Origin of the sequence: Aureisphaera galaxeae (assembly GCF_028561275.1) — a bacterium.
In the GTDB taxonomy this organism is placed as follows: Bacteria; Bacteroidota; Bacteroidia; order Flavobacteriales; family Flavobacteriaceae; genus Aureisphaera; species Aureisphaera galaxeae.
Genome location: NZ_JAQQTF010000007.1, coordinates 25,175 through 50,674, shown reverse-complemented (window position 1 = coordinate 50,674; position 25,500 = coordinate 25,175). Strand labels below are relative to the sequence as shown.

The window sequence follows — 25,500 nt, the reverse complement described above, 5'->3', positions numbered from 1 at the left end:
ACAGTATCATAGAATTCTAAAGAATGTTGAAGTACGCGAAAAAAATTACGATACTTTTAGTTACGGTTATCCTGCTCGCATCTTGTTCGAGAAAGAAAAATACATTTATGAGCCGCAACTATCATGCGGTTACTGCCGAGTACAATGCGCTCTACAATGGTGGAGTAGCTTACGATGAAGGAAAGCTCCAACTGGCCCAGACTTTCAGGGACAATTTCTGGGAGATCCTTCCGGTAGAACGTATCGAGATAAAGAAGAAAATCACTAAGCCTGGTGAAAAACCTAAAACCGAATCTAAATTCACCCGTGCTGAGGAAAAGGCTGCAAAGGCCATTCAGAAGCATTCCATTTACATCGACGGGAAAGAGTACAATCCACAGATAGATGAGGCCTATATGCTTTTGGGGAAAGCGCGTTACTACGATGAGCGCTTTGTCGCTTCACAGGACGCATTCAATTTTATTTTGAATAGATACCCTACGAGCAACAGCATCAATAAAGCAAGGATGTGGAAGGCGAAGACCAACATTAGGTTGAGCAATGAGGAAGGTGCTTTGGAAGAGTTGGCAGAACTGCTTAAAAAAGAAGGATTGAGCGACGAAGATGCTGCCGATGCCTCTGCGATTATGGCACAGGCGTATATTAATCTTGATTCTATTGAAGAGGCTTTACCACACATTAAACTGGCTTCCGAATATGTAAAGGACAATGAGTTGAAAGGTCGTTATTCTTTCATTAAGGGGCAGATCTACGATTATTTGGAACAAAAGGATAGTGCCAATATGGCCTATCAGGAAGTGATCGACTTGAACCGAAAGTCGCCACGTATTTATATGATTCAGTCCTACATTAAACAAGGTCGGAATTTCGATTATGAAAAAGGGGACCGAATCGCTTTCTTGGAGCTACTTCAAGATTTGGAAGAAGATCGTGAAAACCGTCCCTTCAAGGATATTATCTACAATGCGATGGGAGAGTATTACCGCAATACCGAGAATATCGACACGGCGGTTATTTACTACAACCAATCCATTCAAAACTATGCCAACGACCGTATATTACAGTCGATTAACTATTCCACTTTGGCGGAGATCAATTTTGATCGTGCCTTGTACCAAAGAGCCGGTGCTTACTACGATAGTACGCTAACGTTCTTGGAGCCAAAAACAAGACAATGGAGACGCGTGAAGAAGAAAAGGGAGAACCTTGACGATGTTATTAAGTACGAGCTTATCGCCAACAGAAACGATTCCATTTTGAGAATTGCTGCTATGAGTGAAGCGGAGCAAGTGGCATTTTTTACCGAGTATACCACGAAGCTTCGTGAAAAAGCAATTGCCGATTCTATCGCCCAAGCCGAGGTTGATGAACGTATTGCCAATCAAGAGTTTTACAAAAAGAATACCTCGTTGGGAGGAGATAAAGACGGCCAAGGAGGAGGTAAATTCTATTTCTATAACAGTACGACCGTTGCCTATGGTAGAGGTGAATTCCGAAAGATCTGGGGAGAGCGAAAGTTGACCGATGGATGGAGAGTATCTTCCAGAAGAGCAGGGACCTTTCAGGGGCAAGAGGAATTGGAGTCTATAGAGCCCATTGCCGATAACGAGCGATTCGACCCCGAAACCTATCTTAATAAGATTCCAAGGGACCCTAAGGTGATCGATAGCCTTACAGGCGATCGTAATTTTGCCTACTATCAATTAGGGCTTATCTACAAGGAAAAATTCCGTGAGTACGATTTGGCGACCAATCGATTGGAAACCCTATTGGGATATGGCCCAGAAGACCGTTTGGTGTTACCTTCAAAATACAATCTATTCAAGATTTACGAATTGACCGAGAACACGGCTATGGCCGAGAAATGGAAGAACGATATTCTTACCAATCATCCGGATTCCCGCTATGCGGAAATACTACGAAATCCGAATGTACAATTGGCTACCGACGAATCGAGTCCGGAGTTTAAATACAAAGCCTTGTACAAGGAATTCGAGGCTGGGAAGTATCAATACGTGATCGACACGGCCGATGAATACATCACCATTTACACAGGGAATGAGATCGTTCCCAAACTGGAGATGTTGAAGGCCACGGCACTGGCGCGTAAGGACGGTTTCGAGGCATATAAGAAAGCCTTAAACTTCATCGCTTTGAACTACCCACAAGCGGAAGAAGGAAAGCAGGCACAGGAGATTTACAATACCATTCTTCCTAAATTGTCTGTGAAGCAATTTAATACGCCCAAGGAGAATGCCAAGTGGAAAGTAGTATATCAATTTACTACCGAAGAAAGAGAACAAGCCGATGCGCTTCAGGCAAAATTGGATGAAGCCATTAAGGAATACAATTATTTTGACATGTCTACCTCTATAGATTACTACGATCCCAACACCTTATTTGTGATCATTCACGGATTGAATACCAAATTGGGAGGAAAAGGATTTGCAGAAGTTTTGAAAGAGAAGAAAGAGTATAGGATCGACCATCCTTATTTTGAAATTGCATCCCCTCATTACAAGATTGTACAGATTCACAAGAACTTAGATGCGTACCTAAGCAGTGCTGTCAATACGCAAGAGGAAAACAGTAATCCCCAAAATTAACTACAATGTTTTCAGAAAAAAAAGACAGAAAAACTATGGAACCATCAGCAAGCCAAAACAGGATTAACGAAGGAACAAAATTCACGGGTGACATCGTTTCCGACGGATTTTTTAGAATAGACGGAATCGTAGAAGGAACCATTAGCAAACCTTCTAAAGTGGTTTTGGGAAAATCGGGAATCATTAAAGGAAAGCTTACCTGCGAAAATGCGGACATTGAAGGCCGTTTCGAGGGTAATTTGGATGTTTCCGGAACCCTAACCCTAAAGTCGACCGCGCATATAGAAGGCGAAGTTGTGGTGGGTAAATTGGCCGTAGAGCCAGGCGCTACCTTCAATGCTTCTTGTAGCATGCACGGTTCTAAGAAAAGCAATCCTTCGGCGGACAAGGACAAACCCAGCCCGTATGACCGTCAGCAACGGTTAAAAAAGGCCTCTTCCGAGCAGGCGAACTAAATTGTGTCCAAAAAGAACCCCAAAGGTTTAAAGAACTGGGCCATATTCTCAGGAATTGGCTTACAGATGGGTTTAATTATATATTTGGGTAACCTACTCGGAGTTTGGTTGGACAAAAAATTTGAAACCACTTTTCTAGAAGAAACCATTACGATTTTAGCTGTGTTTGGAGCCATGTTTTCGGTTGTTTATCGCATCAATAAATTCAATGCCAACGACAAGTGAAGAAACTGGCAATTATATATATAGGTAGTTTCCTATTGGTTTTTGTACTTGCCTATTACTTCCATGAGTATCTCTTGGTAAGCTCTGATGTTGCCCTATCCTTTTCGCTGAGGGAGGTATATATCTTCTTAGGAGTTTTTTCGGTAGCCTTATGCCTGCTCTTTTATGTTCTTTCGGGAAAGGAAAAACTCAGTGATCAGATTGGCTTTTTGTATTTGACTTCTGTTGCGATTAAGATCATTGCATTTTCCATCTTCTTTTACAAGGATTTTTTCAGTGCCGGATCGCTAACGAAAACCGAAGGAATTAGCCTATTAACACCCATGTTTTTCACCTTGTTTTTTGAGGTCATTTTCTTGTCTGGGATATTAAAAAAAAGAACCCTTAAAAAAATGATTGAATAAGGTATTCTACTCGGAAAATAATACCTACCTTTGCGCCGAATTTTAGAACTTCACTATTTGATAATAAAGGAAGTAAAAAAAGGAATGAAGGTAACATTAAGAACTCTAGCGTCGATAAGTCTTATTTTTCTGGTTTCATTTACCGCTTTTGCAAAGGATGATAAAGACAAGGACCAAGCCCAGCACGGAGACCCCGTCAACACCCCTGAAGAAATTACCGATTACATTGTTCATCACACCAAGGATTCACATGATTTTCATTTGTTTTCCTACTTTTCTGGTGGTAAAGAACATCACGTAGGCTTTGGGCTTCCTGTGATTCTCTGGGGAGAAAATGGATTGACAGCTTTTATGTCTTCTGCATTTCACCATGATGATAGCGGAAAGGAGATTGTTGAAAGAGGAAACAGCCGCTTCGTAAAAAATCATGGGGTAATCTATGAACTGAATGCAGGAGCTACTAGCGTAGAGTTCGATGCAGATCACCATCCTGTAAATGCTACCAAACCTTTCGATCTTTCCATCACCAAAAGTGTTTTCGGAATTATTCTGATTGGACTTCTTATGTTGTTATGGTTTTCTAGATTAGGAAAACAATATAAAACAAAGCAGATTCCAACAGGTTTTGGTCGTGTGCTAGAGCCGCTTGTGATCTATGTGCGTGATGAGATTGCAAAACCAAATATTGGTCATAAGTACCGCAAATTTACTGGGTACTTAATGACTGTGTTTTTCTTTATCTGGATTTTGAACATGGTTGGGCTTATGCCGTTCGGATTTAATGTAACAGGACAGTTGGCTGTAACAGCCGCTCTTGCCATTTTTACCTTGATTATTTATTTAGCATCTAGTAATGGACATTTCTGGAGCCACCAGCTGTGGATGCCAGGAGTACCATACTTGTTGCGCCCTCTTTTAGCCCTTATTGAATTGGCGGGAACACTTATTATTAAGCCGTTCTCCCTCATGGTTCGTTTGTTTGCGAACATTACAGCAGGGCATATTGTAGTAATGAGTTTGGTTGCCATTGGTATTACCATGCAAAAAGAAATGCATTGGGCAGGGTCTACGGCCTTGTCATTGGTATTATCCATGTTCATTACACTTATTGAGGTGTTGGTTGCTTTCCTACAAGCCTACATTTTCACAATGCTATCGGCGTTGTTCATTGGTATGGCTGTAGAAGAAGGGGAGCACCACTAAACGTTAATTTTATTGTTTAACTATATATATTAATTATGTCTTTAGCAATTCTTCAAGAAGCTACTTCATTGGTTCCTAACCTAGTTGGTGCTGGTCTTATCGTGATCGGTGCTGGTATCGGTTTAGGTCAAATCGGTAGAGGTGCAATGGAAGGAATCGCTCGTCAACCAGAAGCGACTAACAAAATTCAAACTGCGATGATTATTATCGCGGCACTTTTGGAAGGTTTGGCTTTTGCAGCGATTTTCTTAGGAAAGTAATCCTAAAATTAGATCATTTCCCTGCAACGGTTGGTTGTAGGGAAATGATTATTAAAAAAACAGTTTTAAAGAATTATATAGAATGGAACAATTATTAGAAAACTTTTCGCTAGACCTGTTTGTTAAGCAAACCGTCCTATTCCTTATTCTTATCTTTTTAATGGTAAAATTTGCCTGGAAACCGATCCTTAAGGCATTGAATGACCGTGAAGATGGTATTAAGGATGCATTGGATGCTGCCGAAAAAGCAAGGCACGAAATGGAGAATCTTCAGGCAGACAATGAGAAGTTGCTTAAAGAAGCAAGAGAAGAGCGAGATGCCATGATGAAGGAAGCGCGTGAGTTGAAGGCGAAGATGATCTCCGATGCCAAAGAAGAGGCGAAAGGAGAAGCCGATAAGATGATCGCCAATGCCAAAGCAGCTATCGAAAGTGAGAAGAAGGCAGCTGTTGCCGATATTAAAAACCAAGTGGCTTCCCTATCTGTTGAGATTGCAGAAAAAGTAGTGAAGGAAGAACTATCCAACAAAGACAAGCAGTTGAAGTTGGTTGAGTCCATGTTGGGAGACGCCAAATTAAACTAAGAAAGTCATGAGTAGAGCAGCCATACGATATGCAAAAGCAGTTTTGCTACAGGCCCAAGAAACCAATGCCATCGACACCGTTTTTGGTGATATGCAAGATGTGCAGGCGACTTTAGATGGCAGCAAAGAGCTACGTTCTTTATTGAAGAGTCCCCTAATCAAGGTGGAGGATAAAAAATCTGCTTTACTACAGATTTTTACAAATACTTCTGAAGACACCAAGCGATTGATTACCGTATTGGCTCAAAATGAACGTGCCGATATTCTGGGTAACGTAGCGAATAGCTTTATTAATCTTTACAATGAAGCCAAAGGAGTTAAGGTCGCTGAGGTTACAACGGCGGTTGAGCTTTCTTCCGAAATGGAAGCAAAAGTGTTGGCCAAGGTAAAGGAAATGACAGGAAGCGATAATGTTTCCATCGAAAATATAGTAGACGAGTCCATCATTGGTGGATTCATCCTTAGGGTAGGTGATATGCAGTACAATGCAAGTATTGCCAACCAACTAGGAACATTAAAAAGAGAATTTAGTAAGTCAATTTAAATTGAAAAAGATTCGGTCTAGGCCGGTATCTCCCCCATTTAGCACGGGGTTTATAAACAGAAAACAAAATGGCAGAAGTTAAACCCGCTGAAGTTTCAGCAATCTTAAAGCAACAACTTACAGGTTTTGAAGCAAGTGCTTCATTAGACGAAGTAGGAACTGTACTTACCGTAGGAGATGGTATTGCTCGTGTATATGGGCTATCCAATGCTCAATACGGGGAATTGGTAGAGTTCGAAAACGGCTTGGAAGGGATCGTATTGAACCTGGAAGAGGACAACGTAGGGGTCGTATTGTTAGGACCTTCCAAAGAAATTATGGAAGGAGCTACCGTAAAGCGTACCCAACGTATTGCTTCTATTAACGTAGGTGAAGGAACCGTAGGACGTGTAGTAAACACACTAGGACAACCTATCGATGGTAAAGGAGCTATCGAAGGGGAAACTTTTAAAATGCCTTTGGAGCGTAAAGCCCCCGGGGTAATCTACCGTCAGCCTGTAAATGAGCCGTTACAAACTGGAATTAAGTCTGTAGACGCCATGATCCCTGTAGGAAGAGGACAGCGTGAGTTGGTTATTGGTGACCGTCAGACAGGAAAGACCACGGTTTGTATCGATACCATTTTGAACCAGAAAGAATTCTACGATGCGGGTGAGCCAGTATACTGTATCTACGTTGCTGTAGGACAGAAAGCTTCTACTGTAGCAAACATTGCTAAGGTATTGGAAGACAAAGGTGCTTTGGCCTATACAACCATCGTTGCTGCTAACGCTTCAGACCCTGCTCCGATGCAGGTATATGCTCCTTTCGCAGGTGCAGCTATTGGAGAGTACTTCCGTGATACAGGACGTCCTGCATTGATCGTTTATGATGATCTATCTAAGCAGGCGGTTGCTTACCGTGAGGTATCCCTATTGCTTCGTCGTCCACCGGGACGTGAGGCATATCCTGGAGACGTATTCTACCTTCACTCTCGTTTGTTAGAGCGTTCTGCAAAGGTGATCGACGATGATGCGATTGCAGCAAACATGAACGACCTTCCAGAGTCTTTGAAAGGAAAAGTAAAAGGAGGAGGATCTTTAACAGCCCTTCCAATTATTGAAACACAAGCAGGAGACGTTTCCGCATATATCCCGACCAACGTAATTTCCATTACAGACGGTCAGATCTTCTTGGAGTCCGACTTATTTAACTCTGGGGTGCGTCCTGCGATTAACGTAGGTATCTCTGTATCTCGTGTAGGAGGTTCGGCTCAGATTAAGTCCATGAAGAAAGTAGCTGGTACGTTGAAACTGGATCAGGCTCAGTTCCGTGAATTGGAAGCCTTTGCTAAGTTCGGTTCCGATTTGGATGCTGCGACCATGAACGTAATCGAAAAAGGAAAGCGTAACGTAGAAATCCTTAAGCAAGCTCAGAACGATCCATTTACTGTAGAAGATCAGGTAGCTATCATTTATGCAGGTTCTAAGAACTTGTTGCGTGATGTTCCTGTAGAAAAGGTAAAGGAATTCGAAAGAGACTATATCGAATTATTGAATGCTAAGCACAGAGGTGTGTTGGATACGTTGAAGTCTGGAAAACTGACCGACGAAGTAACCGATACCTTAACTTCTGTTGCAAAAGATTTATCGTCTAGATACTAAGCATCATTATGATGTCACCCTGAGCTTGTCGAAGGGTGATATCTATATTATCATAACTCATAACTTGAGAGTATGGCAAACTTAAAAGAAATCCGTAATCGAATCTCCTCTGTAGGTTCAACCATGCAGATTACCAGTGCTATGAAAATGGTATCTGCAGCCAAACTGAAGAAAGCCCAGGACGCTATTACTGCCATGCGTCCCTATGCCGATACATTAACGGCCTTGCTTCAGAATTTGAGCGCTACATTGGATGGGGATAGCGGAAGCAAATTTGCAGACCAGCGCGAGGTGAACAAAGTATTGGTAGTAGCAATTACTTCCAATCGTGGATTGGCCGGAGCCTTTAACAGTAACATTGTAAAGGAAGCCAACCGTTCTGTTCAGGAAACCTATGCAGGAAAGCAGGTAGATTTTGTGACCCTTGGTAAGAAAGGAAATGATATTTTGAGCAAATCGGAAACGGTGATCGAAAACAACAACGAAATTTTCGACAACCTTACTTTCGATGCAACTGCAGAAATCGCTCAAAAATTGATGGATCTTTTTGCTGAAGGGACTTACGACAAAATCGTATTGGTGTACAACAAGTTTAAGAATGCTGCTACACAGATTGTGATGCATGAGCAATTCTTGCCTATTGTTCCCGCAAAGAAAGAAGAAGCAAGCGAGTCTACTTCCAATTCCGATTTCATTTTCGAACCTTCTAAGGAAAAGATCGTTGAAGAATTGATTCCGAAGAGTTTGAAAACCCAATTGTTCAAAGCCATTAGAGATAGTGTTGCGAGTGAGCACGGAGCCCGTATGACAGCGATGCACAAGGCGACGGATAATGCAAGCGAATTGAAAGCGAACTTGACATTAGAATACAACAAAGCCCGTCAGGCTGCCATTACAGGAGAGATCTTGGAGATTGTTGGAGGTGCCGAGGCCTTGGCTGGATAAACATTGATTGTTTACAAGAATTCATTATAGAAGAGCCTTCCTTTTTAGGAGGGCTTTTTCGTACCTTTATGGCAAGGCTTTTGAAAGGACCTTTACTATGAAGTATTTAAAACAATTAACCGTATTATTGGGAGTAATGGCGTGTTTAGCTAGTTTTTCCAATTGTGCGGGAGGAAAAGACACCATGTATTCCCTCGAACAACAGCCCCCATTTAAAGTAACATCAAGCTACTTTCAGAAATGGGTAGCCGGAGTTCAGGAAGGAGGCTCTGGTGTAAATGTATACATCACCATAGAGGACATTTCGGAAGAGATCGAAGTAAGGAATGTGTACTTTAGGAGCAAAGTGGAAAAGGCTAAGAATAACCCTAGCTATCCAGACAAATACATTGCTTATTTTACGTCGAACAAGAATCGGGATGTCGTAATGGATCTGGATCCTAAAAAGGAAGCCCAAAACACCCCTATGGGCGATTTTCCATTCGATTTAAAAGAGAATGAAGCCGTAATTAGCTTCTTTCATAAAGACACCGAAAAATATTTTAAAATTTCAGACATAGAAGAAAAGCCCATGATTGCGTACCCAAGTACCAATCCCAATGGCATTGATTGATTTATGACCATAAAACTCATCAACAAATCACATCACCCTGCACCGCATTACGAAACGCAAGCATCGGCGGGGATGGACCTAAGAGCGAATATAGAAACCCCTGTAATCCTTAAACCCCTAGAGAGAACCATCGTTAAAACGGGACTGTTCATTGAGCTTCCTATAGGCTATGAAGCGCAAGTACGTCCCCGAAGTGGATTGGCAGCAAAAAAAGGAATCACGGTATTGAATGCCCCCGGAACTATAGATGCCGACTATCGCGGAGAAATTGGCGTAATATTGGTGAATCTATCCAATGATGATTTTACGATTGAAGACGGCGAGCGCATTGCTCAGTTGGTCATTGCGAAACACGAAAGGGCCGAATGGCAACTGGTGGAGGCATTGTCCGAAACCGAAAGAGGCGCAGGTGGCTTTGGAAGCACTGGAACGAAATAAAATACCCAATCTTAATATACCCATATTCAAATTATGAAAATAATTGTCCCCATGGCAGGTCGAGGCAGTCGCTTACGGCCACACACCTTAACCGTACCAAAACCCTTAATCCCGGTGGCTGGCAAACCCATTGTACACCGTTTGGTGAGTGATATAGCTGAGGTATTGAATCAACCCATCGAAGAAATCGCCTTTATCTTAGGAGATCCCGCTTGGTTTGGGGACGATGTAGTAGAAAGCCTTGAGGAATTGGCCAAAGGGTTGGGAGCAAAGCCGTCTATATATCGACAATTGAACCCTAAGGGAACGGGACATGCCATTATGTGTGCCGAGCCTTCTTTAAGTGGTCCGGCCGTAATAGCCTATGCGGATACTTTGATTCGGGCGAATTTCGATTTGGACCAGAAAGCCGACAGTGTGATCTGGACCAAAAGGGTAGACAATCCCGAAGCCTATGGGGTGGTTAACTTGAACGAAAGGGATGAAATTATCGAACTGGTAGAAAAACCTACAGAGTTTGTTAGCGATCAAGCCGTTATTGGGATCTATTATTTCAAGGATGTAGGCGTGTTGAAGAAAGAGCTGCAATACGTATTGGATAACGATATTATCCATGGCGGGGAATATCAGATCAATGATGGAATTAAGCGCATGATGGCCGACGGGAAAGTATTCAAAACAGGAACGGTAAACGAATGGATGGACTGTGGAAACAAAGAGGTAACGGTAGAAACCAATGCCAAAATGCTTGGGTTTTTGGCCGAAGGTAATGAGCAGCTGATTTCAAATACGCTTCAACAAGAGAACACCACTATTGTGGAGCCATGCTTTATTTCGGATGGGGTGGTTTTGAAGAATTGTACCATTGGCCCACACGTTTCTATAGGCGAAGGCACAATAATTGAGGACAGTACCGTTAAAAATAGTATAATTCAGTCACAGACCGTGATTAAAAATGCTACTTTAGACAATGCGATGATCGGTAACCACGCCCATTTTAATGGACAGTTTACCAATGTGAGCATTGGGGATTATTCCCAGTTGAAGTAATTGTGCAGTCCCCTCTAGCACAGCCGAGAGGGATTTTTTATGGCATAGGCCAAATAGGTCTCGACTGCGCTCGACCAAACTTAAAATTTGAAAATAAAATTTACATATCTCTTTTTAATCATCGGACTTTTGGTCTCGGCTTCCGCATTGGCACAGGAAACTGAACTGGAAGAACCTACCGACGATTTAGGGAATGTGAGCGATGCCTTTCAGGAGAACTTCTTCGAGGCCTTGAAGCAAAAGGCGATAGAGAACTACGAACTCGCATTAACAGCCCTTAAAAAGGCGGAAAGAGCCGCAAAAGACAATGAAACGAGTAAGGCGGTGGTGTATTTTGAAATGGCAAAGAACCAGAAGCATCTTAAGATGTTCGAAGATGCTGAGGAAAACTTCAAAAAAGTCATCGAATCCCAAGGAGAGCAGCTCGATGTGATGGAAGCTTTATATGATCTGTATTATGTGAAGCGCGATTACAATGCAGCCATTCCTTTGGTAAAGAAACTCATTTTAAGGGATGAGGATTACAAAGAAGATTTGGCCAATTTGTACCACCGCACGCAACAATATGATGCAGCTTTAGAACTGTTGGACGAATTGGATGAATCTTGGGGTGAAACTGCCTACCGAAATGCGCTTAGACGTCAGATCTACAAAATAACAGGCAATAGCGAGGGAGCTATCAAGAACTTGGAAAGTAAAATTGATAAGAATCCCAAAAAGGAGCAGGACTACCTAAATCTTATCTTCCTGTATAGTGAACAGGGAGAAACGGCTAAGGCGTTCGAAACGGCCAAAGAGCTGCTTAAAAATCAACCGAAATCGCAATTGGCGCATTTAGCACTGTATAAATTCTATTTGGAAGAAGGTAATACCACAGAAGCCATGAGATCCATGAACATTGTGTTTGGATCTACGAAAATAGAACGGGAAAGCAAGTACAAGGTACTGGGAGACTTCCTGAATTTTGTAGGCAAAAATCCAGAGTATGAATCCGATTTGGAGGGTGTTATCAACCAATTTTCTTCGGAAGGAAGTGGACAGGTATACGAACAATTAGGCGATTACTACCTCACCAAGCAGGACAAGGAAGCCGCCCTTCGATTCTATGAAAAGGGAGCAGCTTTAGACGAAGATAATTTCAGCTTGATAAAGAATACACTTTTGCTTCAAATAGACGTTAAAAAGTACGAAGCGGCAAAAACACTGAGTGAAAATGCCCTATCTACGTTTCCGGCGCAGCCCTTGTTATATCTTTTAAACGGGGTTGCCAACAATCGATTGAACCAATCGGATATGGCCATAGAAAGCCTGGAAACAGGGGTGGATTTCCTATTGGACAATCCCAAAATGGAAAAGGACTTTTACGAGCAATTACATATTGCTTACACGAACAAAGGAGATAGTAAAAGGGCAACCGAGTATAAAAAGAAAGCAGAGGGCATAAGCCTTTCCAATTAAGCATGAAGCGCGGAGTTGTATATATGATGTTAGTGAGTTTGTTGTTCTTTTCCTGTAAAGGAGCGAAAACGGTTGTGGGGTCGACCAAGCCCAATTCCGGATTGGCTTTGAAGGGGATCATTACAGCGCATGAAGCGGCCATTCCCAATTTTTCCACCTTAGCCTCGCGGGTACGTGTGGCTTATAAGGACGAAAAGCAAAAACAAAGTATTACGGTGAGCCTACGAATGGAGAAGAACCAAAAGATTTGGGTGAAGGCTTCTGTTTTAGGAATCACTTTGGCAAAGGCCCTTATTACTCCAGATAGGGTGAGTTATTATGAGACTTTGGGCAACACCTATTTCGATGGGGATTTTGCTTTGTTGAGTGAATGGTTGGGAACTTCCTTGGATTTCGAAAAAACCCAGGCCATCTTATTGGGGCAATCCATTTTCGAATTGGACAGGGGAAAATATCAATCCTCTGTTTCTGAAGATAGCTATCAATTAGAGCCCAAAAGACAGCCCAATAACTTTATACATTCACTACTGCTTCGACCCGAAAATTTCAAAGTACGGTCCAGTCAATTAACCCAACCTGCAGATGATCGTGAGTTGTTCCTTACCTATGGGGAATATCAGGAGTTGGAAGGCAGTCAATACCCATCTCAAATCGCAATTCGAGCACTGGAAGGTACCAGTGAAACGACCATAGATGTTGAATTCAAAAAAATTGATCTCAATGTTTCTGTAAAATTTCCGTTTAGTATTCCTGAAGGATATGAGGAAATTGATCTTGCGAAATGAAAAAAAGTCTTTTTTACATAACATGTTTGCTCTGCTTTCTAGCAGCTATGCCCCTTTCGGCCCAATCGAAAAAGCAGAAGCAATTGGAAGAACAACGCCAATTACTATTGCAGGAGATTGAGAAGATCAATGCCCTGTTATTTAAAACACGCGGCGAAAAGAAAAATATTTTGGCCGAGGTGGAAGATTTGGACCAACGCATTTCGGCCCGTCAAAACCTGATTCGGGTGACCAATCAGCAGGCCAATTTGCTGACTAGGGAAATCAATGAAAATCTTTCGACCATAGATCAGTTACGTGAAGAATTGGTGACCTTGAAGGAAGATTATGCCTCCATGATCAACAAGTCGTACAAGAGCAAATCGCAACAGAGCCGTTTGATGTTCTTGCTGTCTTCAGAAAATTTTCTTCAAGCATACAAGCGCGCGCAGTACATGAAGCAATACACCCGTCATCGCAAACAACAAGGGGAAAGTATTAAAAGCAAGACGGTCGAGTTGCAGGAACTGAACACCAGTCTTATTAGGCAGCGAAAGGACAAAGAGAAGCTCTTGGCCGAAAATAGGGAAGCCAAAAAGGAACTGGATCGGGAAAAAAAGAACCAGGAGGCGTTAGTTGCCTCTCTAAGGAAAGATGAGGGGAAATTTGCCAAGCAAATCCGAAACAAGCAAAAGGAGGCCGATAGAATTAACCGTGAAATCGATCGATTAATCCGTGAAGCCATTGCCGCATCCAATAAATCTACAGGAAAAACCACCACCAAAAAATCCTCTACTGCTTTTGCACTTACACCCGAAGCCAAAGCCTTGGCGGCCGATTTTAAGAGTAACAAAGGAAAGCTTATTTGGCCTGTGGAAAAAGGACGGGTGTTGAATGGTTACGGAACGCGACAGCATCCGCAATTCCCTAATGTGAAGCAAACCTTTAATGGGGTAGAAATCATTACCGAATCCAATGCGACTGCCCGGGCTGTATTTAAGGGTGAGGTGATGCAGGTACAACAGCTTAAGGGCGCGAATAAGGCCGTTTATATCCGTCATGGAAACTACATAACCATCTACAATAATTTGGCCTCTGTGAGCGTAAAAAAGGGCGACAGGGTGAATGCCAAGGATGTTATTGGCAAAGTATTTACCCATCCATCGACAGGAAGGGCCATTTTAAAGTTCTTCGTGTACCAAAACACCAAAAAGATGAACCCGGCAGATTGGGTATATCGTATGTAGACTACTTCCGCAGTTCCTGAATGGCACCAGCATTCAATTGAAAATCCCAATCGGAAATAAAAGAATCCAGTTCTTTATCTAGGAAGTATTGTTTTAATTGAGGCACCACCTTTTCAATTTCCGTGAAATATACTTGTAGGGCTTCATTCCCCTTGATTCCATTCTGAAAACACCAACCTTCATAGTTTTCGGCCTCATCGATCATTTCCAATTCCCGAAGACAAAGAACCACCGACAATAAATCATTATTGCGACTTAGGTCATTGTATTCGTCCTGTACCTGAATTTCGACCGCGATCCTTCCCATCTCAAAATAGACAGGAAGCAGACCTTCAAGAATCCTTTCGGAATTTGAATTTTTAGCGGTAACGGAATGTTTTTCAATAAAAGCCTTCAGGGCTTCAATTTCTGGATACCGGTGTACCATTTATTAGTTAGTCAAAGCAATCCCAGTAGCCTTAATATCCTTAAATCCACCCGCGATATCTACCAGATTGTGAATACCACGGCTCTTTAGGATGGAAGCTGCAATGACACTTCGGTAGCCGCCAGCACAGTGTACATAGAAGGTTTCCTCACCTGGGAATTCGTTGAGGTGATCGTTCAAGAAATCCAAAGGCGTCAATTTTGCCGTGGTGATATGACTTCCCGCGTATTCGTTCTCTTTACGAACGTCGAACACAGGAGTGTTTGCATTGTTAGTAAGAATGTTTTCCAATTCCGTAGCAGGAATGGAAGCCAAGGAATCGGTTTCCTTTTCGGCGCTTTGCCAAGCCTCATATCCACCTTTTAAATACCCTAAGGTTTGATCGAAACCTACTCGGGATAGTCGTGTTACCGCTTCTTCTTCCCTTCCTTCTGGGGTTACCAACAAAATGGGTTGTTGCACATCGGCAATTAAAGCACCTACCCAAGGGGCAAAACCACCGTCCAATCCAATAAAGATGGATCTTGGCACATGGCCTTTTATAAACTCGCTTTGATGGCGTACGTCCAGTACAATTGCACCGGATTCGTTGGCAATAGCCTCAAATTCATTGGGCGACAGCGCTCGAGTTCCTCTTTCAAGTATGGTATCGATATGGTCGTAGCCTTCCTTGTTCATCTTTACATTCAATGGGAAATAGGAAGGGGGTGGCAATAAGCCGTCTGTAACTTCCTTTACAAACTCTTCCTTCGACATGTCCGCTCGCAGTGCATAATTCATCTTCTTCTGGTTCCCCAAGGTATCTACCGTTTCCTTCATCATATTCTTTCCACAGGCAGAACCTGCTCCATGGGCAGGATATACAATCACATCATCACCCAATGGCATGATCTTGTTGCGCAAACTTTCATAAAGCGTTTCGGCCAACTCCTCTTGGGTCAAACTAGCTGCTTTTTGCGCCAAATCGGGACGTCCTACATCTCCTAAGAATAAAGTATCCCCGGTAAAGATGGCGTAGTCCTTTCCATCCTTGTCCTTCAATAAATAGGTAGTGCTTTCCATGGTATGCCCGGGCGTATGCAAGGCGGTAATGGTAATATCACCTAATGCAAAGGTCTGTCCGTCCTCCGCAATGACTGCGTCAAAAGAAGGATTGGCAGTAGGGCCATAGACGATAGGAGCTCCCGTGTCCTTGGAAAGGGTAAGGTGCCCGCTTACAAAGTCGGCGTGGAAATGGGTTTCAAAAATATACTTAATCGAAGCATTGTTGCTAGCGGCTTTTTCCACATAGGGCTTTACTTCGCGTAGGGGATCGATGATGGCCACTTCGCCATTACTTTCAATATAGTAAGCGCCTTGAGCCAAACAACCGGTATAGATTTGTTCTACGTACATAGGATTAATTCTGAATGGAATGGCAAAGATACTATTAAAAAAGACCGCCTTACAAATGGTAAGACGGTCCTTTCCGTAAAATGTATGTTAAATCCTTATCGGATCAATAATTTCTTGGTACTTGTCTGGTTTCCATTCTGAATTTGAACGAAATACAGACCAGCCGAAAGATCGGATACATTTATCGTCGCCTCGTTTCCATTGAAAATGGAAGCATCGAACGCTCGAATCTGTTGTCCAAGACTATTCACTAGGTTTACCTTCGCTTGTGCATCCACACCTCCTTGAATAGAAATTGAGAAGGCATTCGTAGCAGGATTCGGAGAAATCACCAATTCTGAAAGGGTAAAGTCTTCCGTACCCAAGAGCGCATCCACATTAACATTGTCGATGAAGGTACTGTTACCATTATTGTTGTCTACGATAAATCTGAAGATGACTGCAGATTGTCCAGCATAGGCATCAATACTGATTTGCTCGGTTCTCCAATCGGTGGAAGCAGTTGGCTCCCATTGACCTGAATTGTCGTAATTTGGAATGGTAGAAAGATCCAATCCTCCTTTTCCATAGATCAACGTAAAGGTTTCTCCACAGTCGGTAGAAACACCTACGTACATCACATCACTTGCTCCCGCCGATCTTTGTGCTTTTGCCAAGTCGAATTGGAACACACCCGAAACAACACTAGAGAAATCATAGGCATCTGTCCATAACTGGTCTTCTGCAGACACATTAGAATAGTTGAAATTATCCAAGAACACGGTCTCGGTGCTTGCACCATCGCTTCCCGTAATTCCAGTAGCTTCTTCCCAAGTGATATCTTCATCAGGATTGCTAACTACCCATCCTGGAGGTGGTACTCCGTTGGTTTCGAAATCCTCGGTAAAGTTGGTAGTGCTTGCCACATAGGCATTAAAAGCCATGCTTAGCTCATCGTTGAATTCATTTTCATCCCCAGGAAGATCTACAGACACCGTCAATTCATAATCTCCATTGGAAGTTATATTCACAGGCGTTGTAAAGTCATAGGTGGTTTGTTCTCCATTGGCCAATGTGCCTGTAAAGGTTTCCATCACAGGAGCTTGACCGGTAACTTCATAACTCACCGGGAAATTACTTTGAGAAGTGGTTCCCGTATTCTGAATCACCACAGATACTATACCATCTCCTGTTCCACACAAGGTAGAGAAGTCGTTAGGAGTACTGTTAATTACATTCATAGAGAGATCGTTGGCAAGGGAACAATTGAATAGTCCACCTGCGTAGAACGTAGCCACATTTCTTTGTCCATACCATCCTTGTGCGTCGTTCTTGGCCGCAACAGCGTACCACATTTCGTCCGAAGGATCTGCGATGGGAACATTAATGGAGTTGGTATTGGTACTTCCCACAACTTCCATATAGCGGTCGCCCAATAAGTACAAATCATATCCATCTGCCTCGGCTACGGCAGTCCAGGTAAAGGAAGCTTCGGTAGGACATACCTGTGTAATATTCATGCCCGTAACTGTAGGAGCGATGCTAAAGTTGCCATCACTTTCATCCGAGAAGGAACCGCTGGTAATTCTAATTCTTGCTTCACCCGTAATTTCGGAAGGAACATTCCAAAGGTAATTGGTGGTAGCAGCAGAAACCGTCACAATACTGTTCCAAGAGCTTCCGTCATTGGTGGTGTACTCTATCGTAAACCCATCGGTAGTGTTAATGGCATCCCAGTGGATGTTTTCGTTTACACTAGGATCGAAAGGCTCTCCTCCGTTAGGATAGGTTACGGTTAGATTTTCGGTAATGATTTCATAAACAATGAAATATTCTTGTGGCCCCATGGGTACATTGAAACCAGTAATTTCCAAATCGTAATCTCCAGCCGCAGGGTTGTTCAACAACACTTGTTCCATATTGTTCAAACGGTCAACACCGTTGGTAGCAGGTAAATTAAGACTGGTAGGATCTGGCGTAGAATCCAATACGAAAGGTAAATGATCTCCATTGGAAGGATCGGTTACCACAAGATCTAAGTCATTCACCAAAGCTGGGTTGGCTCCTGGAGTTGCCTCAGGATCGGTCCAATACAACATGAAACGCACTTGCGTTGTTCCAGAAGGAACATTGATGGTGTGGGTGTTGGAGTTTCCTTGGCTTACTTCGTCGGTAAGGTGACGTCCTTCTTCGATCAAGATACCAGCTCTCAATCCGTTTACGATTCCCCAACCAAATCGGAAATCCGGTCCTACGTTTCCGTAGTCATTGGCAGTATTTAATAAGGTGGCCTTAATTAAACCAGAAGGTGGATGATCCCCTGCATTGGCTTCGGCATACGCTTGGTACAACTGTGCAGAAACACCTGCAATACCCGGCGCTGCACCCGAAGTTCCTCCAAACGTAAGGTATCCGTGATTTTCGTTGGTAGAGTTTTGGTTTTGTCCGTTAGCGGTAATGTCTGGCTTAATACGTCCGTCATGCGCGGGACCACGACTACTGGAACTGGCTAATATTCCATTAAAGAATACGTTGGCGGTCGCAATACAGTTCTTTCCTTGCTTGTGACCTCCTGTAATATTACCCCACTGACTTCCGGCGCCGTAACCACAATTGTTACCATTGGAATTACCACAAGAGAATACGTGAAGTAGATTTTCATTGTCATAGATCTGCTGATCTACATTACGGGCATTGGAGGTATATCCGGCATTGCAACCGTCTCCATAAGAAGAGTTTGTAATCTGTACACTACCATTACCAATAAGGGTTTGAGTAGCAGCATCCATAAAGTTAGATCCGTAGTTGGAAACAAAGACGTCTGCTCCCGCTGCCATACCTCGCATGGTCGGGTTACGATTTCCGGCACCTGCAAGAATACCAGCTACACCGTCACCGTGTGTCTGTCCCGTACCACTGGCGAAAGAGTTGTCTAACCTTCCTTGGAAGTCGATGTGTGGACCTACGATACCATCATCACGAACAAGCACCCCTACACCTTCTCCGGTATAGTTTCTACCCGCTCCTTGGGTGTCAAGGCCATTGGCCCTGTGAAGCCCTCTTCCGCGCGTATCTTCCTTAACTGCAGGAGGAGGAATCAATTCTACCCACTTTACATAGGGAAGATTGGAAAGTTCGTCCAAACAGTTGTCCGGAATGGAAAGTTCTAACGTATGGAATCCAGAATATTCCTGAACCAAAGCGATTTGCTTGGTGGCGAGATCGTTAATGATCCAATCGGAATTCACGTTTTGATGGTGTACCAGATTCACTAAAATCTTATCACCTTGTTGTGCCCAATTACCGATATCTCCGTTTTTAAGGTCCTGAGATAATTTGAACCTTCCTTCTACCGGAACGATGGCACGAACCCCACTGTTTCTTAGATAATCTATAGAAGTGTTTTCGGGGAAATAAAACAAGTATGTGTGATGCGGGATATAGTCGATCAACCGTAATTGGTTGGCCTTAAATGCATCCTGAATGTCTTGGGTTGGAGTTTCATAGAATTGAACCCAACCAAAATAACCATTCCCCAATTCAGAGGATTCTGGCATCTGATCCCATTGAAAGGACTGAATGTTTTCCTGAATATCCAGAATTTCATCTTGGTATTGAATGGTGTACGCGTCCTGCGCATAGGAAAAACCGAAGAAAAGGGTAAGTAGAAACCCAGTAAGAACGTTTTTTCCACTTGAAAAAAAGGTAGTTTTTTTCATAGTCGAATTTTTAGGTGAATTTTACGTAAAATGAACTTTAGGAAATGGTGGTTTTTCTAAAGCAATTCCAAATATATCCAATAGAAACCTAAAAACCGAAAATAGTGGGGGCTTTTAACAGTGTAAAACCTACTGATTTGCTAGGGTTTAAGAAAAAAGAGCCTTTAATTCTGTGGCTTCTTGTGGTTGCAGTTTACCTGCCAAAACCAAACTCAATTGCTTTCTTCGCAACGCCCCTTCAAAGCGCTCCTTTTCCAAAGCGGACTCGGGCTTAATTTCGGGAACAGGAACTGGACTTCCCATTTCGTCTACTGCAACAAAGGTATAGATGGCTTCGTTGGCCTTGCTTCGCATACCGCTTTCCCGATCTTCGATCCACACATCCATAAATACTTCCATAGAGCTTTTAAAAGCGCGGGAAACATGCGCCTCTACCGTTACCACACTACCCAAGGGAATCATTTTGTTAAAGGCCACGTGATTTACCGAAGCGGTTACCACAATCCTACGACTATGGCGTCTAGCTGCGATACTAGCGGCACGGTCCATACGGGCCAAAAGCTCTCCTCCAAACATATTGCCAATAGGGTTGGTTTCACTGGGAAGGACTAAATCGGTAATGATGGTTCGGGACTCTGCAGGGGTTTTTGCTTGCATACAGTAATTTTTTACAAAGGTACGAAGCAATGGTATTTTAGGAATAAAAAGAGGGGATTTTATCGGTTCAAATCCTGAACCAAAAGCCAAGCATCCTTATTCTCCGAACGCTTTATGTCCCTAAGGGCGCGCAATGCCTCTAAACGCTCACTGTGAGAACTGTATACGACTTGGTGAAGCCCATAACGGTTCTTACCAATAAGACGGGCAGAAAATCCTTTTTGGGAAAGTAGGTTGATCTTTTTCTGGGCATTGGACTCAATACGGAATGCACCTGCTACGATATGATATTTACCCGTTTCTTTCGCCACGTCGATGGTCAAAGTAGGAAGTGGGTTATCAATTAAGAAAGTAGCTTCTTGTATTTGATCTTCAACCAAGGCATCGGCTTTTTGCTTTTCGGCAAAATTATGCTTCTCCACTTGGCCTTCATATACTTTCAATCCACCAACACTACCCAAGGTAATGGCCAAAAGACCAATGGCAGCGTAACGAAGGAAAGGATAGGCCGTTTTCTTCTTTTCTTGGTACATGGTAACCACGTCCTTCTGTACTTCTTCTGCTACTTCAGCACGTTGCATAGGAGGTGACACAAAAGAAGTCAATCCGAAAGAAGCCGTGTTGAAGTTTTCAACACTTTCTGGCGTAAACTGAACCGTTTTTTCGTGGTTCAGAAAGAAATCACCGATATTTTTAAGGGTGACTGTTTTTCCTTCCGAAAGTTCTAAGGAAACGGTTCCCGTGAAATTTCGAATTTTTTGAAGGGCCAGTTCGTAACTGCAGTTTTCTACAGAAGCCACATAATTGGCCAAAATGCCGTCATTGGTTTGCAGCTGTCTATTGAAGGAGATCGTTTTTCCTGGCGGATAGAACGTATGGGAAGCGCCATCAATTCTAGCTGAATGGTTCTGGGTTAAAAAAGCCCCAAACCCTGGAATGATAACACACTCATAACGATAGAGTAAATCCTTAATATAGCTCGCCAACTGCATAAAACAAACATAGATTATTTTAAGGAAGCATTCAATAGTTGCGGAACGAACTTATTAACAACAGAAAAATTTGTAGCTTTAATAACTCCCTTTAATGAACCTGACATTGGACTACGGTTTTGATGTTCAGGCACTCATGATTTCACTATGCTATCAAAAACCGAATTGCTGTATGTTTTGGCATTGCAGCGGGTTCCCAATTTGGGAGATATTTCTGCCAAAAAGTTAATCAATACCATAGGTTCTGCCGAAGGGATTTTCAAAGAAAAGAGAAGTCATCTCTTAAAGATTCCTGGCATCGGTAGTTTAAAGTTGAAATATTTGGATGAACGCAATTGCCTTTCGGAAGCGGAAAGGGAACTTCATTTTATCGAGAATGAAGGAATCGAGTATTCCTATTTTATGGATCCTGCCTATCCAGAACGTTTAAAGCATTGTTTGGACGGCCCCATTCTACTGTTTCAAACAGGAAATGTGGATCTTAAGAACCGGAAAGTGATTAGCATCGTAGGTACTCGAAAAGTGACCACCTATGGAGCTTCATTTTGTCGTCAGTTGGTGGAGGAATTGGCCTCTTTGAATCCTGTGATTGTATCCGGGTTTGCGTATGGCGTGGATATTACCGCTCAAAGAGCGGCTTTGGATTGTGGTTTGCAAACCATAGGCTGTTTAGCCCATGGTCTTAATCAGATTTATCCGAAGTCGCACAAAAAATACGTTTCCAACATCAATGAGAACGGAGGCTTCCTTACCGAATTTTGGAGCGATGATCCCTTCGACAGGAACAACTTTCTGAAGCGAAATCGAATCATTGCCGGGATAAGTGAGGCCACGATCGTAATTGAATCTGCTGAAAAAGGGGGAAGTTTGGTCACCGCAGATATTGCCAATTCCTATGACCGTGATGTGTTCGCAGTACCGGGAAGAGCGGGCGACGTGCAAAGCCAGGGCTGCAATAATCTTATAAAAACCCAAAGGGCCCATTTATTAACCTCGGCTGCGGATTTGGTGTACGTTTTGGGTTGGGATTTGGAAACGGAAACTGCTAAGCCTAAGCAAACCAGGCTGTTTGTTGAATTGAATGAGTCCGAAAAATGTATCTGGAAATATCTAAAAGAAAAGGACAAAGAATTGTTGGACATTATTTCCATAGAATGTTCCATGCCCATACATAAAGTCACTTCTGTACTGCTTTCCTTGGAACTGAAAGGCTTGGTACAACCCTTGCCGGGTAAGTTATTTCGGACAGTTTGAATCTTTAATAACCAAGAACAATTAACATTTTGCCCTTTATTTTTTTCTATTTTTGAGGAATGACCCTCACATTCAAGAACATTTTTCGCGGTGCTTTATTGGCCTCAGCCGTAGGACTTTGCATTGCCGGATATGAAAGCTCAAAACTCGCTTTTGTATTTTACCTCATCCTGTATTCCTTAGGTTTAGCCTATCATCTTATTTTCGATGAGGTGCGGAGCAAGTTATTTGTTTGGGTGTTCTCTCTTTTCATTATCTCTTCGGCCTTTGGGGTTTATTTTTCCTTTAGTCGTGTTCTGAAGGGGGAAACCGGAGCGTTAATCTATCTCAATACGGTCCAGCTTTTTTGGGTCATGGGCTTCGTGCTTATTTTCTTAAAAATGCTAAAGGAACATCCTTTCAAGATGAAATTCAATAAGTGGAGTTGGATGATCATTCTCATTTTGGTATTGGATTTTCTTTTTGCGAAAAAGATCATAGCCATAGTCGATGACTTTGGTCTTAGCTCCATGCACATATTATACAGTTTCGCTTATACCATTCTAAAACTGGTGTTGTTCAGTATCGGGCTTATGTATCAGATTGTAAACACGTCGACGCGCATATCGACCATAACAGCGGCATTCCTGTTTTTCTTCCTTAGCGATATTACACAGGTGCTGAATTCACTGTTTTTCTTCGGAGATCCTTTGTATGGGATCACCTTATTGGAATTGGGAATGTTCTGTATTGCCTTGTTCTTTTTCTATATGTATTGTGTCATGCCCGACCAGCACGAATTGCTTAAGAAAGAAGCCTTACTTAAGAAAAGAAATCAGGGAGGGGCGCGTTAATAACCCACTTTTTCACGAACGCGAGCCAAAACCGCATCGGCTACCGCTTTTGCTTTTTGAGCTCCTTTTTCTAGGGCAGCGTCTACTTCGTTCAGGTTTTCCATGTAGTGGTTGTATCGGGCGCGTTCTTCAGCAAAGCGATCCAGCATGCATTCGTACAAGGCCTGTTTGGCGTGTCCATAGCCATAACCACCTGCCAAGTAGTTGGTGCGCATTTCTGCGATTTGATCTTCGGCGGCAAGTAGTTGATACAATGCAAATACATTACAGGTATCTGGATTTTTGGGTTCCTCCAAAGGAGTACTATCGGTTTGAATACCCATGACCTGTTTGCGCAGCTTTTTATCTGGTAAGAAGATATTGATGATGTTGTCCTTGGACTTACTCATCTTGGCACCATCGGTACCTGGAATAAGCATCGTATGTTCTTGTACCTTAGCTTCTGGCAACACGAAGGTTTCCCCGCCAATTTTTGCATGGAAACGAGAGGCTACGTCGCGCGTCATTTCCAAATGTTGTAGTTGGTCTTTTCCTACGGGAACAATATCAGCATCATACAAAAGGATATCTGCAGCCATAAGCATGGGATATGTAAAAAGCCCAGCATTTACATCTTCCAATCGGTCGGCTTTGTCCTTAAAACTATGTGCCAAAGTGAGTCGTTGGTAGGGGAAAAAGCAGCTTAAATACCAAGAAAGCTCTGTCACCTGTGGAATATCGCTTTGACGATAGAATACCGTTTTTTCAATGTCCAACCCAAAAGCCAACCAGGCAGCAGCAGTACTATAGGTGTTGCTTCTTAGGGTTTCCGCATCCTTAATCTGGGTGAGGGAGTGCATATCTGCGATAAAAAGATAGGAATCGTTGTTGGGGTCATTGGCCATTTGAATGGCGGGTATAATGGCCCCTAATAAATTCCCCAAATGTGGGGTTCCTGTACTTTGTATTCCTGTGAGAATTCTTGACATAATTAGGTTCTGCTCAAATTTCAAGCAAAGGTAATTTTTTTGAAGTATTTGCAACTTTCAAATTAGTATTTTTGGCAACGAATGAGATTTCTTCGCAACATAGGGTATGTTTTGTACCGAATTTGGTTCTACGTCTTGGTAGCCCTTCCCATAGTGGTATTGTTTCCCATTCTCATTGTAAGCATCCTAAAAGACAGCTGGTATCCTTTTTTCTTTCGCTTGGCGCGATTTTGGTCAAAACTCATTTTGTTTGGTATGGGCTTTTATCCCAAGGTGAAACGCGATGTAAAGTTTGAAAAAGGCAAGAGCTATATGTTTGTGGCCAACCATACGTCGATGACGGATATTATGTTGATGTTGTATGTGGTTTCCAGAAATCCCTTTGTGTTTGTGGGTAAGGCCGAATTGGCCAAAATCCCACTGTTCGGATTTTTCTACAAACGAACTTGTATCTTGGTAGATCGCTCCGATGCCAAAAGCCGTCTCAATGTGTTTACTGAAGCTCAAAAACGATTGCAACGTGGATTGAGCGTTTGTATTTTTCCTGAAGGCGGTGTGCCTGATGATGAAACCATGCTACTGAATCAGTTTAAGGACGGAGCCTTTCGCTTGGCGATAGAACACAAGATTCCTATAGCTCCCATGACGTTTCATGACAACAAAAAACGATTTTCTTACACCTTTTTTAGCGGAGGTCCCGGAAAGATGCGGGTTCGGGTACATGACATTATTCCCACCGGTATTCTAGAGTTGGAAGACAAACGCATGCTTCGTGATCAGACCCGTGAACTTATTTTGGAGGAACTACAAAATCCAAGTATTCACGGCTGATATTCAA

25 protein-coding genes are annotated in these 25,500 nt (G+C 42.7%); 19 read left to right on the top strand and 6 right to left on the bottom strand.

Annotation, left to right across the window (positions count from 1 at the left end; all coding sequences use genetic code 11):
- Positions 1-23 precede the first annotated feature (23 nt).
- The 16 genes from porW (at position 24) to POV27_RS13345 (ending at position 14,438) form a co-directional block, all read left to right on the top strand.
- Positions 24-2,606: a type IX secretion system periplasmic lipoprotein PorW/SprE gene (gene porW, locus POV27_RS13420; RefSeq protein ID WP_473087681.1), complete on the top strand. Its 2,583-nt coding sequence runs from the start codon at positions 24-26 to the stop codon at positions 2,604-2,606.
- 5 nt (positions 2,607-2,611) lie between these two features.
- A complete protein-coding gene (locus POV27_RS13415) occupies positions 2,612-3,061 on the top strand; it encodes a bactofilin family protein (RefSeq protein ID WP_272863298.1) in 450 nt (149 codons plus the stop codon).
- A 3-nt stretch (positions 3,062-3,064) separates the two neighbouring features.
- On the top strand, positions 3,065-3,286 hold the full coding sequence (locus POV27_RS13410; RefSeq protein ID WP_272863297.1) for an AtpZ/AtpI family protein: 222 nt from the start codon (positions 3,065-3,067) through the stop codon (positions 3,284-3,286).
- A complete protein-coding gene (locus POV27_RS13405; RefSeq protein WP_272863296.1) occupies positions 3,283-3,690 on the top strand; it encodes a DUF6168 family protein in 408 nt (135 codons plus the stop codon). Before POV27_RS13410 ends, POV27_RS13405 begins: the two co-directional genes overlap by 4 nt.
- A gap of 84 nt (positions 3,691-3,774) precedes the next feature.
- Positions 3,775-4,893 carry a F0F1 ATP synthase subunit A gene (gene atpB, locus POV27_RS13400; protein ID WP_272863295.1) on the top strand — a complete coding sequence of 373 codons (1,119 nt, stop codon included), beginning with the start codon at positions 3,775-3,777 and terminating at the stop codon, positions 4,891-4,893.
- 35 nt (positions 4,894-4,928) lie between these two features.
- The gene (atpE, locus tag POV27_RS13395) at positions 4,929-5,153 is read left to right on the top strand and encodes an ATP synthase F0 subunit C (protein WP_087523796.1); all 225 of its coding nucleotides are present in this window, start codon (positions 4,929-4,931) and stop codon (positions 5,151-5,153) included.
- Positions 5,154-5,235: 82 nt separating this feature from the next.
- Positions 5,236-5,736: a F0F1 ATP synthase subunit B gene (locus tag POV27_RS13390; protein ID WP_272863294.1), complete on the top strand. Its 501-nt coding sequence runs from the start codon at positions 5,236-5,238 to the stop codon at positions 5,734-5,736.
- Positions 5,737-5,743: 7 nt separating this feature from the next.
- The gene (gene atpH / locus POV27_RS13385; RefSeq protein ID WP_272863293.1) at positions 5,744-6,280 is read left to right on the top strand and encodes an ATP synthase F1 subunit delta; all 537 of its coding nucleotides are present in this window, start codon (positions 5,744-5,746) and stop codon (positions 6,278-6,280) included.
- Positions 6,281-6,348: 68 nt separating this feature from the next.
- Complete coding sequence (gene atpA, locus POV27_RS13380; RefSeq protein ID WP_272863292.1) at positions 6,349-7,923, top strand: F0F1 ATP synthase subunit alpha; 1,575 nt, start codon at positions 6,349-6,351, stop codon at positions 7,921-7,923.
- A 72-nt stretch (positions 7,924-7,995) separates the two neighbouring features.
- Complete coding sequence (gene atpG / locus POV27_RS13375; protein ID WP_272863291.1) at positions 7,996-8,868, top strand: ATP synthase F1 subunit gamma; 873 nt, start codon at positions 7,996-7,998, stop codon at positions 8,866-8,868.
- Positions 8,869-8,965: 97 nt separating this feature from the next.
- Positions 8,966-9,481 (top strand): hypothetical protein, encoded by a 516-nt coding sequence (locus POV27_RS13370; RefSeq protein WP_272863290.1) that lies wholly within the window; start codon positions 8,966-8,968, stop codon positions 9,479-9,481.
- Between the two features lie 3 nt (positions 9,482-9,484).
- Complete coding sequence (dut, locus tag POV27_RS13365) at positions 9,485-9,919, top strand: dUTP diphosphatase (RefSeq protein WP_272863289.1); 435 nt, start codon at positions 9,485-9,487, stop codon at positions 9,917-9,919.
- A gap of 33 nt (positions 9,920-9,952) precedes the next feature.
- Positions 9,953-10,969: a sugar nucleotidyltransferase gene (locus POV27_RS13360; protein ID WP_272863288.1), complete on the top strand. Its 1,017-nt coding sequence runs from the start codon at positions 9,953-9,955 to the stop codon at positions 10,967-10,969.
- Between the two features lie 87 nt (positions 10,970-11,056).
- A complete protein-coding gene (locus POV27_RS13355) occupies positions 11,057-12,427 on the top strand; it encodes a tetratricopeptide repeat protein (RefSeq protein ID WP_272863287.1) in 1,371 nt (456 codons plus the stop codon).
- Positions 12,428-12,429: 2 nt separating this feature from the next.
- Entirely contained in the window at positions 12,430-13,212 is a 783-nt protein-coding gene (gene lolB1 / locus POV27_RS13350) for a lipoprotein insertase outer membrane protein LolB1 (RefSeq protein ID WP_272863286.1), read from the top strand.
- Positions 13,209-14,438, top strand: a complete 1,230-nt coding sequence (locus tag POV27_RS13345; RefSeq protein WP_272863285.1) for a murein hydrolase activator EnvC family protein — start codon at positions 13,209-13,211, stop codon at positions 14,436-14,438. The genes lolB1 and POV27_RS13345 overlap by 4 nt, the downstream gene beginning before the upstream one ends.
- 1 nt (position 14,439) lies before the next feature.
- Here the strand turns inward: POV27_RS13345 and POV27_RS13340 are convergent, their stop codons facing one another.
- The 5 genes from POV27_RS13340 to POV27_RS13320 form a co-directional block, all read right to left on the bottom strand.
- The gene (locus POV27_RS13340; RefSeq protein WP_272863284.1) at positions 14,440-14,865 is read right to left on the bottom strand and encodes a hypothetical protein; all 426 of its coding nucleotides are present in this window, start codon (positions 14,863-14,865) and stop codon (positions 14,440-14,442) included.
- 3 nt (positions 14,866-14,868) lie between these two features.
- Positions 14,869-16,260 carry an MBL fold metallo-hydrolase gene (locus POV27_RS13335; protein ID WP_272863283.1) on the bottom strand — a complete coding sequence of 464 codons (1,392 nt, stop codon included), beginning with the start codon at positions 16,258-16,260 and terminating at the stop codon, positions 14,869-14,871.
- Between the two features lie 95 nt (positions 16,261-16,355).
- Positions 16,356-19,958 (bottom strand): S8 family serine peptidase, encoded by a 3,603-nt coding sequence (locus POV27_RS13330; RefSeq protein ID WP_272863282.1) that lies wholly within the window; start codon positions 19,956-19,958, stop codon positions 16,356-16,358.
- A 147-nt stretch (positions 19,959-20,105) separates the two neighbouring features.
- Complete coding sequence (locus POV27_RS13325) at positions 20,106-20,615, bottom strand: acyl-CoA thioesterase (protein ID WP_272863281.1); 510 nt, start codon at positions 20,613-20,615, stop codon at positions 20,106-20,108.
- Positions 20,616-20,674: 59 nt separating this feature from the next.
- Positions 20,675-21,607 carry an HU domain-containing protein gene (locus POV27_RS13320; RefSeq protein WP_272863280.1) on the bottom strand — a complete coding sequence of 311 codons (933 nt, stop codon included), beginning with the start codon at positions 21,605-21,607 and terminating at the stop codon, positions 20,675-20,677.
- A gap of 147 nt (positions 21,608-21,754) precedes the next feature.
- Here POV27_RS13320 and dprA point away from each other — a divergent pair, with 147 nt between their 5' ends.
- Positions 21,755-22,861: a DNA-processing protein DprA gene (gene dprA, locus POV27_RS13315; protein ID WP_272863279.1), complete on the top strand. Its 1,107-nt coding sequence runs from the start codon at positions 21,755-21,757 to the stop codon at positions 22,859-22,861.
- 59 nt (positions 22,862-22,920) lie between these two features.
- Entirely contained in the window at positions 22,921-23,694 is a 774-nt protein-coding gene (locus POV27_RS13310) for a hypothetical protein (protein ID WP_272863278.1), read from the top strand.
- Here the strand turns inward: POV27_RS13310 and trpS are convergent.
- Positions 23,691-24,662, bottom strand: coding sequence for a tryptophan--tRNA ligase (gene trpS, locus POV27_RS13305; RefSeq protein WP_272863277.1), 972 nt, complete (start codon positions 24,660-24,662; stop codon positions 23,691-23,693). The genes POV27_RS13310 and trpS overlap by 4 nt on opposite strands.
- Before the next feature lie 81 nt (positions 24,663-24,743).
- On the opposite strand from trpS, the gene POV27_RS13300 reads away from it, so the two are divergent.
- Positions 24,744-25,493 (top strand): lysophospholipid acyltransferase family protein, encoded by a 750-nt coding sequence (locus tag POV27_RS13300; protein ID WP_272863276.1) that lies wholly within the window; start codon positions 24,744-24,746, stop codon positions 25,491-25,493.
- Positions 25,494-25,500 lie beyond the last annotated feature (7 nt).